The 13525-nt window shown below is 75.0% G+C and carries 12 protein-coding genes and 2 pseudogenes; all 14 read right to left on the reverse strand.

Annotated elements, in window-relative coordinates; genetic code table 11:
* Positions 1 to 181, reverse strand: a pseudogene (locus tag ACFE60_RS12425) (hypothetical protein); the annotation flags it as partial.
* Positions 178 to 852 carry a (d)CMP kinase gene (gene cmk, locus ACFE60_RS12430; protein ID WP_375389174.1) on the reverse strand — a complete coding sequence of 225 codons (675 nt, stop codon included), beginning with the start codon at positions 850 to 852 and terminating at the stop codon, positions 178 to 180. The gene cmk and the pseudogene ACFE60_RS12425, both read right to left, overlap by 4 nt.
* A 13-nt stretch (positions 853 to 865) precedes the next feature.
* Positions 866 to 1942, reverse strand: a complete 1077-nt coding sequence (locus tag ACFE60_RS12435; protein ID WP_375389175.1) for a prephenate dehydrogenase — start codon at positions 1940 to 1942, stop codon at positions 866 to 868.
* Positions 1943 to 2012: 70 nt separating this feature from the next.
* A complete protein-coding gene (locus tag ACFE60_RS12440) occupies positions 2013 to 2792 on the reverse strand; it encodes a pseudouridine synthase (protein WP_375389176.1) in 780 nt (259 codons plus the stop codon).
* The gene (gene scpB, locus ACFE60_RS12445) at positions 2782 to 3450 is read right to left on the reverse strand and encodes an SMC-Scp complex subunit ScpB (RefSeq protein ID WP_375389177.1); all 669 of its coding nucleotides are present in this window, start codon (positions 3448 to 3450) and stop codon (positions 2782 to 2784) included. Before scpB ends, ACFE60_RS12440 begins: the two co-directional genes overlap by 11 nt.
* Positions 3443 to 4261, reverse strand: coding sequence for a segregation and condensation protein A (locus ACFE60_RS12450; protein ID WP_375389178.1), 819 nt, complete (start codon positions 4259 to 4261; stop codon positions 3443 to 3445). Before ACFE60_RS12450 ends, scpB begins: the two co-directional genes overlap by 8 nt.
* Positions 4248 to 5129, reverse strand: a pseudogene (locus ACFE60_RS12455) (ParA family protein). Before ACFE60_RS12455 ends, ACFE60_RS12450 begins: the two are co-directional and overlap by 14 nt.
* 268 nt (positions 5130 to 5397) lie before the next feature.
* On the reverse strand, positions 5398 to 6297 hold the full coding sequence (xerD, locus tag ACFE60_RS12460; protein WP_375389179.1) for a site-specific tyrosine recombinase XerD: 900 nt from the start codon (positions 6295 to 6297) through the stop codon (positions 5398 to 5400).
* A gap of 127 nt (positions 6298 to 6424) precedes the next feature.
* The gene (locus ACFE60_RS12465; RefSeq protein WP_375389184.1) at positions 6425 to 7054 is read right to left on the reverse strand and encodes an NUDIX domain-containing protein; all 630 of its coding nucleotides are present in this window, start codon (positions 7052 to 7054) and stop codon (positions 6425 to 6427) included.
* 4 nt (positions 7055 to 7058) lie between these two features.
* Positions 7059 to 8759 (reverse strand): CTP synthase, encoded by a 1701-nt coding sequence (locus tag ACFE60_RS12470; RefSeq protein ID WP_375389185.1) that lies wholly within the window; start codon positions 8757 to 8759, stop codon positions 7059 to 7061.
* 65 nt (positions 8760 to 8824) lie between these two features.
* On the reverse strand, positions 8825 to 10546 hold the full coding sequence (gene recN, locus ACFE60_RS12475) for a DNA repair protein RecN (protein ID WP_375389180.1): 1722 nt from the start codon (positions 10544 to 10546) through the stop codon (positions 8825 to 8827).
* Positions 10543 to 11457, reverse strand: a complete 915-nt coding sequence (locus tag ACFE60_RS12480) for an NAD kinase (protein WP_375389181.1) — start codon at positions 11455 to 11457, stop codon at positions 10543 to 10545. Before ACFE60_RS12480 ends, recN begins: the two co-directional genes overlap by 4 nt.
* Positions 11454 to 12272 (reverse strand): TlyA family RNA methyltransferase, encoded by an 819-nt coding sequence (locus tag ACFE60_RS12485; protein WP_375389182.1) that lies wholly within the window; start codon positions 12270 to 12272, stop codon positions 11454 to 11456. Before ACFE60_RS12485 ends, ACFE60_RS12480 begins: the two co-directional genes overlap by 4 nt.
* Before the next feature lie 121 nt (positions 12273 to 12393).
* A complete protein-coding gene (locus ACFE60_RS12490) occupies positions 12394 to 13398 on the reverse strand; it encodes an HAD-IIA family hydrolase (RefSeq protein WP_375389183.1) in 1005 nt (334 codons plus the stop codon).
* Positions 13399 to 13525: the final 127 nt, after the last annotated feature.

Below are 13525 nucleotides of genomic sequence, written 5' to 3' on the forward strand. Positions count from 1 at the left end.
GCGTCAGCCGCTCCTCGATCGCGCCGCGCTCCAGCAGCAGGCGGTCCTCGTCGTCGAGCGCGTAGTCGTCCAGGCCGAGCCGGAGGGACTCCGCGCGGCGCTCCGCCGCGGCGTCGTCGATCGCCCCGAGGCGCTCGGCGAGCTCGTCGTCGATCGGGTGGTCGTCGTCCGCGTCGCTCATGACACCGGCTCCAGTCCTGCCGCCTCGCGGACGAGGGCGACGAGTGCGGCGACGGTCCCGTCGAAGTCGAGATCCGTCGAATCGAGGGTGGTCACGCCGTCGGCGGCCTCGAGGAAGTCCACCACGCGGGAGTCCCTGGCGTCGCGCTCCGCGATCGACCGTGCGACGTCGTGCCGGTCCTCCGCCGGCAGCTCCTTCGCGCGGCGCGCGGCGCGCACCTCCGGGCTCGCCGTCAGCAGCACGCGCACGTCCGCGTCGGGGGCGACCACCGTGGTGATGTCGCGGCCCTCGGCCACGACGCCGGGATCCGCCGCGGCGAGGCGCGCGCGGAAGCCGTCGTTCAGCCGCAGGCGGACCGCGGGCACGCGGGCGACGCCGCTCACGGCCGCGGTCACCCCGGGCGTGCGGATCGCGTCGGTGACGTCGGTGCCGGCGACGCGCACCCAGCGCTCGTCCGGGTCGTCCGCGATCTCGACCGCGAAGCCCGCGAGGGCGCGCTCGACGGCCTTCGGGTCCTCCGGGTCGGCGCCCTGCTCGAGCACGCTCCACGCGAGGGCCCGGTACGCGGCGCCGGTGTCGAGGAACGCGAAGCCCAGCGCGGACGCCGCAGCGCGCGAGACGCTCGACTTCCCGCTGCCGGCCGGTCCGTCCACCGCCACGATCACGCCCACGTGTGCTCCTTCGTCATGCGACGCGCCAGCCGCGCCGCTGCAGGTCCGCCTCGAGCCCGCCGGCCACCTCGGGCAGCACCGCGAGCTCCACGATGCCGATCGGGGCGCCGGGCGAGTGCTCCAGGCGCAGGTCCTCGAGGTTCACGCCGAGCTCGCCGATCTCCGTCAGCAGCCGCGCGATCTGGCCGGGCCGGTCGTCGACGAGCACGACGAGCGTCGTCGTGCGCAGGTCGATGCCGTGCTTGCCGGGGATGCGCGCGACGCCGTCGTTGCCGGCGGCGAGGGTGTCGGCCAGGGTCCGCTGCGCACCGGGGGCGGCGGGGTCGCCGAGCGCGGCCAGCACCGCGTCGAGGTCGTCGCGGAGGTCCGACAGCACCGGCAGCACGCGCGCGGCGTTCGCCGAGAGGATCTGCACCCAGAGGGCCGGGTCGCTGCCGGCGATGCGCGTGGTGTCGCGCAGCCCCTGACCGGCGAGGTCGGTCGCGTGGTCGGGCGCGTCGACGAGCCGCGCAGCCAGCAGGCTGGAGACGAGCTGCGGCACGTGGGAGACGACGGCGACGGCGTCGTCGTGCCGGTCGGCGGGGAGGCGCACGGGCACGGCGCCGAGGTCGAGCGCGAGGGACTCGAGCAGGGCGGACTGCTCGGGGGTCGACCCGGCGTGGGGAGCGATCACCCACGGCCGGCCGAGGAACAGGTCGGCGCGCGCGGCGATGGGGCCGCCGCGCTCCCGCCCAGCCATGGGGTGCGAGCCGACGTAGCGCTCCGTCGGCGCGCCGACGGCGGCCAGCGCCGCGAGCGGACCGGCCTTCACGCTGGCGACGTCGGTCACGAGCGCCTCGGGGTGCAGGGCGAGCTCCGCGGCCACCACGTCGGCGACGACGTCGGGCGGCACGGCCACGACGACGATCGCAGGACGGTCCCCCTCCGCGGCCCGCCGGCCGGCCCCGTAGTCGACGGCGAGCGCGAGGGTCGACGGGGAGACGTCGTCGAGGACGACGTCGACGTCGATCGAGGAGAGGCCGAGCCCGATGCTCGTGCCGAGCAGCCCGGTGCCGACGACCCGGACCTGCCCCGAGGTGCGGGCGGACACGGGCGACCATCCTACCGGGCGGCTCGCAATACCGGGTTCCGGCGCGGGCGGTGGCGTCGGCGGAGAGGGGTCAGCCGCGCTCGGGAGCGGCGGCGCGGGCGAGGGCGAGCAGCGCGCCCAGCTCGTCCTTCGTCAGGTCGCGCGTCGCGCCGAGCGGCAGCGCCCCGAGCGGCAGCGGCCCGAAGCGGCGGCGCACCAGCTCCTGCACCGGGTGGCCGACCGACTCCAGCATCCGCCGCACGATGCGGTTGCGGCCGGAGTGCAGCGTCACCTCGAGCAGCGTCGCGTCGCTGCGGGAGCCGCCCGGCATCAGGCGCGCGCGGTCGGCGGCGATCGGGCCGTCTTCCAGTTCGATGCCCGCCGTCAGCGTCGCGAGGGTCCTCGGCGCGACCCTGCCGGTCACGAGCGCGACGTACGTCTTCTCGACCCCGAACGACGGGTGCGCGAGCACGTGCGCGAGGTCGCCGTCGTTCGTCAGCAGCAGCAGCCCGGACGTGTCGGTGTCGAGACGGCCGACGTTGAACAGCCGCTCCTCGAAGCGGTCGGTGAAGCGGGTGAGGTCGGGCCGGCCGCGGTCGTCCTTCAGGGATGTGACGATGCCGGTCGGCTTGTTCAGCATCACGTAGCGGCGGCTGGTGTCGATCTGCACGGGCACGCCGTCGACCGCCACCAGGTCGGTCGCCGGATCGACGCGGGTGCCCTGCTCCCGCACGACGCTGCCGTTCACGGTGACGCGCCCGGCGTCGATCAGGATCTCGGAGGCGCGGCGCGAGGCGACACCCGCGGCGGCGAGCACCTTCTGCAGCCGCTCGCCGTCGGTCCGCAGCGGCTCGTCCGCGTCAGCGGGCATGGGCGTGCACCGCCTCCGCGCCCTCGAGCAGCGGCGCGAGGGGCGGCAGCTCGGTGAGCGATCGGATGCCGAGGGCGACCAGCAGGTCGTCGGTCGTGCCGTACAGCACGGCACCGGTCTCGTCCGACCGCCCGACCTCGCTGACGAGGCCGCGCGCGACGAGGGTCTTCAGCACCGAGTCGACGGAGACCGCGCGGACCGCGGCGACCTGACCGCGCGTCACGGGTTGGCGGTAGGCGATGACCGCGAGCGTCTCGAGCGCCGCCTGGCTGAGCCGCCCGGCCGTCTCGATCTCGATCAGGTGGCGCACGACGCCGTCGTGCGCGGGCCGGGCGTACAGCCGGAAGCCGGTCGCCACCTCCCGCAGCTCGAAGCCGCGCCGGCGGCCTCCCCCGTCGCCGTCGTAGTCGGCTCGCAGCCGCTCGACCGCCTGCCGCACGACCGCGACGGGCCGGTCGATCGCGCCCGCGATCGTCAGCAGGTCCAGGGGCCGGTCCGCGACGACGAGCAGCGCCTCGATCGACGCGTCGAGGTCGTCGAGGGAGGAGGGCGCTCGCGGGGCCGGCGTCGGCGCAGCCGCGGGCTCCGCGACGGGCGCGCCCAGCAGGCCCGACAGCAGCAGGGCGACGGGCTCCTGGGGGCTGCGGCGCTCAGTCATCGAAGCCCCCGCCGAGCCGCGCGAGCATCGCGTCGTCCCAGTTCTGCGCCGTCCAGCGCACCACGAGGGCGCCGAGCGGGTCCAGCTGCTCGAACGCGATCGCGCCCAGCCGGTGCAGCTCGAGCACGGCGAGGAAGCGCGCGACGACGATCGGGCGCTCGGGCGCCGGCCCGGTCAGGTCGAGGAACGACAGCGCCGATCCCCGCCGAAGCAGGCTGACCACCTCCGCGGCCTGCTCGCGCAGCCCCACGGCGGACCCGTGGAGGTGGTCGGTGCGGACGGTCGGCGGCACCCGAGGGGCGAGCGCCGCGGCGGCGAGCAGCGCGAACGCGGCGAGGTCGACGGGCAGCTGCGCCGGCGGCGGAGGCCGCAGCGCCGACTGGGGCATCGCCCCGCGATGCGCGTGCCGGGTGCCCTCCACCGCGAGGGCGTCCGCGAACCACGCCGACGCCTCCTTGTAGGCGCGGTACTGCAGCAGGCGGGCGAACAGCAGGTCGCGCGCCTCGAGCACGGCGACGGCCTCGGCGTCGACGACCTCGCCGGCGGGCAGCAGGCCGGCGATCTTCGCGTCGAGCAGGGTCGCTCCCACGACCAGGAACCCGCTCGCCTGGTCGAGGTCGACGTCGTCGCCCAGCTGCTCCAGGTGGGCCAGGAACTCGTCGGTCACGACGGACAGCGACAGCTCCGTGACGTCGAGCTCGTGCCGGCCGATCAGGTCGAGCAGCAGGTCCAGCGGGCCGTCGAACCCCCGGAGCCGGACACGGAACCCACCCGCGGGCGAATCCGTGGCGACGGGCTCAGGCGAACGCACCCCGGACCACCAGCTCGCGCGCCAGCTGCCGGTACGCCTCCGCCGCGCGGTGCTCCGGCGCGTACTCGAGGATCGGTTCCCGGGCGACGGACGCGTCCGGGAACTTGACGGTGCGGCTGATCACGGTCTCCAGGACGTCCGCGTCGAACGCCTACACGACCCGGTCCAGCACCTCGCGGGAGTGCAGCGTGCGCGGGTCGAACATGGTTCCGACGATACCGTCCAGCGCGATGGCCGGGTTCAGCCGGTCCCGCACCTTCTCGATGGTCTCGACGAGCAGCGCGACGCCGCGCAGCGCGAAGTACTCGCAGGCCAGCGGGATGACGACGCCGTGCGCGGCGGTCAGCGCGTTGACCGTCAGCAGGCCGAGCGACGGCTGGCAGTCGATGAGGATCACGTCGTAGTCGTCGGAGACGCGGCGCAGCACCCGGGCGAGGGACTGCTCGCGGGCGACCTCGTTGACCAGGTGCACCTCCGCGGCGGACAGGTCGATGTTCGCCGGGATGATGTCGAGCCCTTCGATCTGCGTGTGCTGGATCGCGATGCGCGGGTCGGTCGACGACGAGCCGAGCAGCAGCTCGTAGATCGTCGGGACGTCCTCGGTCTGCACCTTCACGTTCGCGGACAGGGCGCCCTGCGGGTCGAAGTCGAGCAGCAGCACCCGGCGGCCGTACGCGGCCAGCGCGGCCCCGAGGTTCACGGTCGTCGTCGTCTTGCCGACGCCGCCCTTCTGGTTGCAGAGCGCGACGATGCGGGCCGGACCGTGCTGGGCGAGCGGCGCGGGCACGGCGAAGTCGCGCAGCGGGCGGCCCGTCGGGCCGAGAGGGCCCGTCGAGGAGTCGGGTCGGGTGTCCAGCAGCTGCGTCATTCGTCAGGTCCTCGTCGGTGCGTCGTCTCGCTCGAACGTTCCGCCACGCTACGAGCGGCCGTCCCCCGTCCGGGGGCGACGCGCCGCGCCCGGACGGGACCGCGGACCCGCCGCGGCGTGTCGCCCCGCGCCGCCGTGCGGGCTTCGCGGATCCGGATTCGTGTCGCGGATCCGGATCGATTCCACGACACCCCGGCGCGATGCAGCGCGAGCGCGGCGTGTCGCCCGATCCATCCGGATCCGCGAACCGCGGAGCCGCAGCAGACGCTCAGCGGGCGCGGGGGTGGGAGGTGGTGTAGACGTCGCGGAGGGCGTCGGCGGTGACCAGCGTGTACAGCTGCGTCGTCGCGACCGAGCTGTGCCCCAGCAGCTCCTGCACCACGCGCACGTCCGCGCCGCCCTGCAGGAGGTGCGTGGCGAAGCTGTGGCGGAAGGTGTGCGGCGAGACGTGCGCGGTCAGCTGCGCCCGCTCCGCGGCGGCCTGGATGACGAGCCAGGCGCCCTGCCGGGACAGGCGGCCGCCGCGCGGCCCGAGGAACAGCGCCGGCGTGGCGGGGCCGCTGACGGCCCACATCGGCCGGACCCGCGTCAGGTAGGCGTCGATCGCGGTGCGCGCGTACGAACCGACCGGGACCATCCGCTGCTTGCCGCCCTTGCCGAGCACTCGCACCATCGAGCCGGTCGCCAGGTCGTCGACGTCGAGCCCCACCGCCTCGCTGACCCGGGTGCCGGTGGCGTAGAGCAGCTCGAGCAGCGCCCGGTCGCGGACGAGGACGGGCTCGTCCCCCTCCGTCGCGCCGATCAGCCGGGCCATCTCGTCGATCCCGATCGCCTTCGGCAGCCGCATCGGCAGCTTCGGCGGGGCGACCTCGTGCGCGACGTCGTCGGGCACGATCCCGTCCTCAGCCAGGAAGCGGTGCAGGCCGCGGACGGAGGAGAGCATGCGCGCGGCGGAGGAGGCGGCCGCGCCGTCCTCGCCGCGGATGCGGGCCAGGAACGCGGTGACGTCCGCGGTCGTCACGTCAGCCGTGTCCTCGCGCCCCGCCGCCGCGAGGTGCGCGGCGTAGCGCCCGAGGTCCCGCCGGTACGCCGCCAGCGTGTTGTCGCTCAGCCCCCGCTCGACGGCGACGTGGCGCAGGAACCGCCCGACCGCCTGCTCGACCTTCACCCCGCGAGTCCACCACCGGAGGTCTCGCGGATCCGCAGTTCCTGCCCGACACGCCGCGCCGCAGCGTCCGTGCGCGGCGCGCCGGCTAAGAACTGCGGAACCGCGAAAGAAGTGCGGAACGGCGAGGTCAGCGGGTGCGCCAGGGCGCGCCGCCGGCGACGGGGTGGCGCAGCCACGGCTCGTCGCCCGGGGCGAGGGTCGCCCAGTCGCGGGCGCGGGAGGCGACCGCGGCCAGCGCCCCGACGACGAGCGACGGGCTCTGCACCCGCCGGGCGAGCACCGCGTCCACGACGTCGTCGAGGGGCACCCACCGCACCTCGATGTCCGCCTCCTCCTCGCTGCGGGAGAACGCGGGCACCGCGGACACCCCGCGGGCCAGGTACACCCGGATCGTCTCGTCGCTGCCGCCCGGCGAGTTCTGGAAGTCGGCGAGCACGTGCCAGGTCGTCGCGGCGAGGTCCGCCTCCTCCGCGAGCTCCCGCTGCGCCGCCTCGAGCGGCGGCTCTCCCGGCTCGTCGAGCAGTCCCGCGGGGATCTCCCACGCCCGCGCGTGGATCGGGTGCCGGTACTGCCGGATCAGCAGCACCCGGCCGTCGTCGTCGAGCGCCAGGATCGCGACGGCGCCCGGGTGCCGGATCACCTCCCGCACGATCGACGTGCCGCCGTAGTCGAACGTCTCCCGCGCGACGTCCCACACCCGGCCGTGGTGCAGCAGGGTCTCGCCGGTGAGCGGGTGCTCCTCCGGCCGGTCCTCGATGGGCTCAGGCACCGGCGTGCACCTCCTGCTCCTCAACGGGAGCGTCCTCGAACAGGCGGGAGGCGCGCTGGCGCTCGAGCGCGGCGGCGACCAGGCCGCGGAACAGCGGGTGCGCCCTGGTCGGCCGGGACCGCAGCTCCGGGTGCGCCTGCGTGCCGATGTAGAACGGGTGCACGTCGCGCGGCAGCTCCACGAACTCGACCAGCCGGTGGTCCGGCGAGGTGCCGGAGAACACCAGCCCGGCACCCTGCAGGCGCTCGCGGTAGTGGTTGTTCACCTCGTAGCGGTGGCGGTGCCGCTCGCTCACCTCGGCGCGACCGTACAGGTCGCGCGCGAGCGTGCCCTCCTCCAGATCGGCGCGGTACAGCCCCAGCCGCATCGTGCCGCCCAGGTCGCCACCCGCGATGATCGCGACCTGCTCCGCCATCGTCGCGATGACGGGGAACGGGGTGTCCGGATCGAACTCGGTCGAGGAGGCGCTGGGCAGGTCCGCGCGGTGCCGCGCGTACTCGATGACCATGCACTGCAGCCCGAGGCACAGCCCCAGCACCGGGATGGCGTTCTCGCGGGCGAACCGCAGGGCGCCGACCTTGCCCTCGATGCCGCGCACGCCGAAGCCGCCCGGGATGCAGATGCCGTCGAGGTCGCCGAGGTGCTGCGCGGCGCCCTCCGGCGTCTCGCACTCGTCGCTCGGCACCCAGCGCAGGGAGACCTTCGTGTGCTCGGCGAACCCGCCGGCCTTCAGCGCCTCCGTCACCGACAGGTAGGCGTCCGGCAGGTCGATGTACTTGCCGACGAGCCCGATCGTGACCGCGTGCCGCGGCTGGTGCACGGTCTCCAGCACGGGGTTCCAGCGGCTCAGGTCGACGGTCCCCGGCTCGAGCCCGAGCGCCTCGACGATGGTGTCGTCCAGGCCCTGGTCGTGCAGCATCGCCGGGATGTCGTAGATGGAGGGGACGTCGACCGCGTTGACCACGGCCTCCTCGTCCACATCGCACATCAGCGCGATCTTCTTGCGGTTCGCCTCCGTCACCGGCCGGTCGGACCGCAGCACGAGCGCGTCGGGCTGGATGCCGATGGAGCGCAGCGCCGCGACCGAGTGCTGCGTCGGCTTCGACTTCTGCTCGCCGGAGGTCGGCAGGTAGGGCACGAGCGAGACGTGGACGAAGAACACGTTCCTGCGGCCCAGCTCGTGGCGCACCTGGCGGGCCGACTCGAGGAACGGCTGGCTCTCGATGTCGCCGACGGTGCCGCCGATCTCCGTGATGATCACGTCGGGCTGCGGGTCGTCGGACGCCTGCAGGCGCATCCGCCGCTTGATCTCGTCGGTGATGTGCGGGATCACCTGCACGGTGTCGCCGAGGTACTCCCCGCGCCGCTCGCGGGCGATGACGGAGGAGTAGATCTGCCCGGTGGTGACGTTCGCCGCCTGGTTCAGGTTGATGTCGAGGAAGCGCTCGTAGTGCCCGATGTCCAGGTCGGTCTCGGCGCCGTCGTCGGTGACGAACACCTCGCCGTGCTGGAACGGGTTCATCGTGCCCGGATCGACGTTCAGGTACGGGTCCAGCTTCTGCATGACGACGCGCAGCCCGCGGGACGACAGCAGGCTGCCGAGGCTCGCAGCCGTGAGGCCCTTGCCGAGGGAGGAGACGACACCCCCGGTGACGAAGACGTGCTTCGTCGTCCGGTTCGGATCGGCCGGCATCGAGTTCCCCGTGTCCACCACGGGGTTCCATCTTATGGACAGTCCGGACACCGCTCGGACCGCGGTCAGCCCGCGGCGGCGAGCTCGAGCAGCTCCCGGGCGTGCGCGAGCGCCGAGTCGCTGGTCGTCAGCCCGGACAGGAGGCGGGCCATCTCGGCCACCCGGTCCTCCCCCGTCAGCCGCTCGACCGTCGAGCTCGTGACGCCCCCGTCGGAGCCCTTCAGCACCTTCAGGTGGTTCGTCGCGAAGGCCGCGACCTGCGCCAGGTGCGTGACGGCGATCACCTGCGAGGTCGATGCGAGCCGGGCGAGCCGCTTCCCCACCTCGATCGCGGCCCCACCGCCGATCCCCGCATCGACCTCGTCGAACACGAAGGTCGGCACGGGGTCCGTGCCCGCGAGGACGACCTCGAGCGCGAGCATGACCCGGGACAGCTCGCCGCCCGACGCCCCGCGGGCGATCGGCCGGGGCTCGGCGCCGGGGTACGCCTGCAGCAGCAGCTGCACGGCGTCGCGGCCCGTCGCGGTCAGGTCGTCGCGGCTCGTCACGTCGACGAGCACCGCGGCGGTCGCCATCGCGAGGTCGGCCAGCTCCGCGGTGACCGCCGTGCCGAGGCGCTCGGCTGCGTCGCGGCGCAGCGCCGACATGCGGTCGGCCAGCTCGACCGCGAGCCGCTCGTCCTCCGCGACCTGCTCGGCCAGCGACTCGATCCGGTCGGGGTCCGCGTCGAGCTCGAGCAGCCGCAGGCCGCTCGTCTCGGCGGAGGCGAGCACGTCGTCGAGCGACGGCCCGTAGCGGCGCATCAGCACCGCGAGCTCGTTGATCCGCTGCTGCACGACCTCGAGCCGCGCCGGGGCGTCCGGGTCGAGCCCGGCGAGGTAGCTCGCGAGCTCGGCGGAGGCGTCGGCCGCGAGCGACGACAGCGTCGCGACGGACTCCGCGATCACCGCGATGGCCGGGTCGATCGGCGCGGCCCGCTCGAGCGCCCGCCGCGCCTCGACGAGCAGGGACAGCGCGTCCAGCGCGCCGACGTCGTCAGCGGACAGCGCCTCGTGCGCGGTCGCCGCCGCGACGCGCAGCTCGTCCTGGGCGCTCAGGCGATCGGACAGGGCGGCCAGCTCGGCGTCCTCGCCCGGCTGCGGAGCCACGCCCTCGATCTCGGCGAGCGCGGTGCGCAGCTCTCCCGCCTCCGCGACCCGCGCGTCCTGCTCCGCGGTGAGCCGCTCCAGCTCGGCGCGGTCGGCGAGGAAGCGCCGGTGCACGCCCGTGTACTGCTCCAGCACGCCGGCGAGGTCCGCTCCGGCGAACCGGTCCAGCAGCTCCCGCTGGGCCGCAGGCGACTTGAGCCGCAGCTGCTCGGACTGGCCGTGCACGGCGACGAGATCCTCGCCCAGCTCCTGCAGCACGCCGACGGGCACGGACCGGCCGGCCACGGCCACCCGGCTGCGTCCCTCCGCGCTGAGCGAGCGCGACACGAGCAGCTCCGCGGTGCCGTCGCCGATGGGCTCCAGCTCGCCGCCCGCGTCGTCGACCCGGTCGGCGACGCGCCCGTGCTCCGGCACGATCCAGCGCGCCTCCGCCACGGCCCGGTCCGCGCCCGCGCGCAGCACCCCGGAGTCCGCCCGGCCGCCGAGCAGCAGCCCGAGGGCCGTGACCACCATCGTCTTGCCCGCGCCCGTCTCCCCCGTCAGCGCCGTGAAGCCCGGTCCGAGCGGCAGGACCGCGTCCTCGATGACGCCGATGCCGCGGATCGTGATCTCCTCGATGCCCGGCCGCCCTGCGGTCACGACCCCGGGCCCCGCCAGCCGCCCACGGGCAGGTCGAACTTGCGCACCAGCCGGTCGGTGAAGCGGTCGGCGTCGGAGTGGAGGCGCGCGAGCCGCACCGGCCGGGGCGACGCGCCGATCTCGATGCGGGCGCCGAGCGCGAGGTCGAAGGTCCGGCGGCCGTCGCACCACAGCACCCCGGTGGCCGGGGTGCGGCGCAGGACCTCGATCGCGATCGCGGACGTCGGCGGCACGACGAGGGGACGCGCGAACAGCGCGTGCGCCGACAGCGGCACGACCAGCATGGCGTCGAGCGTCGGCCAGACGACCGGGCCGCCCGCGGAGAAGGCGTAGGCCGTCGACCCGGTGGGCGTCGACACCACCACCCCGTCGCAGCCGAACGTCGACAGGGGGCGGCCGTCGACCTCGAGCACGACCTCGAGCATCCGCTCCCGAGCGGCCTTCTCGACGGTCGCCTCGTTCAGCGCCCAGTCCTCGTGGACGACGACGCCGTCGTGCAGCACGCGGACCGCGACCGCCCGCCGCTCCTCCACGTCCCAGCGCTGCTCGATGACGCGTGTGATGGCGTCGCGCAGGTCGTCGCGCTCCGCCTCGGCGAGGAACCCGACGTGCCCGAGGTTCACCCCGAGCAGCGGGACGTCGGAGTCGCGCACCAGCTCGGCCGCGCGGAGGATCGTGCCGTCGCCACCGAGGACCACGACGAGCTCGAGCTGCGGGACGGCGACGTCGTCGCCCAGCACCAGCACGCCCTCGACGGAGCACCGCGTCGCGAGGTCGTCCCGCTCCGCGGCCGTCAGCACGGGGGTCACGTCGCTGCCGCGCAGCAGGTCGAGCACGGTCACGGCGGCGTCGAGCGTCGAGGACCGCCCGGTGTGCGCCAGGACGAGCACGCAGCGGCGTCGCGCTGTCATCCGGCCTCCCCGCGGTCCTGGCGCACGGCGCGCCCGATCGACGCCGACCATTGTGACGGATCGCTCCCGCGCGCCCGGTGCAGATGGACGAGGGCCTCCCGGTTGCCGTGCGTCCCGACGACCGGGGAGGCGATCACCCCGGCGGTCAGCAGACCGGTTGCGGACGCGGTGTCGAGGACCGCCCGGACCGCCCGCGCGCGGTCCGCCTCGTCCAGCACGAGGCCGCCTCTGACCTTCGCCCTGCCGACCTCGAACTGCGGCTTCACGAGCAGGATCACGTCGGCGTCGGGGGCGGCGACCGCGGCGATCGCCGGCAGCACCAGCGTGAGGGAGATGAACGAGACGTCCGCGACCACGACCTGCGGAGGGACGGTCGTCCCCGCCAGGTCGGCGAGGCGTTCCCGGGTCAGGGTCCTGGCGTTCTCGCCCTCGACCACCACGACGCGCGGATCGTCCCGCAGCTCGGGCGCGAGCTGGTCGTGGCCGACGTCCAGCGCCACCACCGAGCGCGCGCCGCGTTGCAGCAGCACCTGCGTGAACCCGCCGGTCGACGCCCCCAGGTCGAGGGCGCCGCGGCCGTCGACCGCCACCCCGAACGCGTCGAGTGCGGCGTCGAGCTTGCCCGCGCCGCGGCCGACCCAGTCGCTGCCGCGGTCGACCTCGAGCACCGCCTCCGGTCCGACCCGCTGCGACACCCGGGTGACGGGGATCCCGTCGGCCCGCACGCGGCCGGCGGTCACCGCGGTCTGCGCCGCCGACCGGGACCGGGCCAGGCCCCTGGCGACCAGAGCGACATCGATGCGCTCGGCGCTCACGCGGCGGGCAGCCCCAGCCGGTCCTCGAGCCGCTGCTGCGCTGCGAGGTACGCAGTGGCGCGCTGCTCGAGCGGCAGCGCCTCCACGTCGGCCGGCGTCGTGCGGTCGTCGTCCATCCCGGTCAGCGTAACGACGCCGTCAGACGCAGGACCTCGTCGGGCACGCCGAGCGCGTAGACGCTCACGCCGGAGTTCCAGATCGCGGCCGCCGCGGCACGCAGCAGGTCGATGGGCTCGCCGGCGCGCACCACCTCGAGCGCCGTGCCGCGCACGCGCGCGACCGCCTTCCCGACCTGCACGCCGTCGCCGCGCAGCCGCACCTCCGGGTACGGCTCGAGCAGGCCCCGCAGGTCCGCCAGCAGGTAGGTCGGCCGGTCGGGCTCCCCGGCGGCGAGCACCTGCTTCGGGCCGTCGATGCCGGTCAGCACCAGCGCGGACGGCATCCCCGCCGCGTTCGCGCCGCGGATGTCGGTGTCGAGGCGGTCGCCGACGAAGAAGGGGCGCTGCGCGCCGAACCGCTCGACGGCCGTCTCGAACAGCGGCGTCTCGGGCTTGCCCGCGACGAGCGGCAGCCGCCCGACCGCGGCGTGCACCGCAGACACGAGGGTGCCGTTCCCCGGCGCGATGCCCCGGTCGACGGGGATCGTCCAGTCGGTGTTCGTCGCCACCCACAGCCGCTCCGGGTCGGCCAGCGCGAACGCGGCCTCCGCGAGATCCTTCCAGCCGAGATCCGGTGAGAACCCCTGGACGACGGCGTCCGGGGTGTCGTCCGCGCTCTCGGCGAGCACGAAGCCCGCCTCCAGGACGACGGAGCGGAGGCCGTCGCCGCCGACGACGAGGATCCTGGCGCCAGCGGGCAGTCGGTCGGCGAGCAGCCGCACCGCCGCCTGCGGGGAAGTGACGACGTCGTCCGGCCGCGCCGGCATCCCGAGGCCGACGAGCTGCTCTGCCACGGTGGCCGCCGTGCGGGACGCGTTGTTGGTGATGTAGCCGATGGGAACGCCCCTGCCGCGGACGGCCTCCAGCGCCTCGCTGGCATGCCGGACGGCGGAACGCCCCCGGTAGACGACGCCGTCGAGGTCGAGGAGCAGGACGTCGGCGTCGCCGAGCGGCGTGGGCCGCGCCACCGCCGTCAGACCTCGTCGTCGGAGCCGGACGCGTCCTGCTCCTCGACGACGACGTCGACCTCGTCCCCCCCGGCATCGGCCTCCCCGAGCACCCGCTCGGCCGCCTCCGCGCGCGCGGACCACCGGG

This window comes from uncultured Amnibacterium sp., from assembly GCF_964245895.1.
Classification (GTDB): Bacteria; Actinomycetota; Actinomycetes; order Actinomycetales; family Microbacteriaceae; genus Amnibacterium.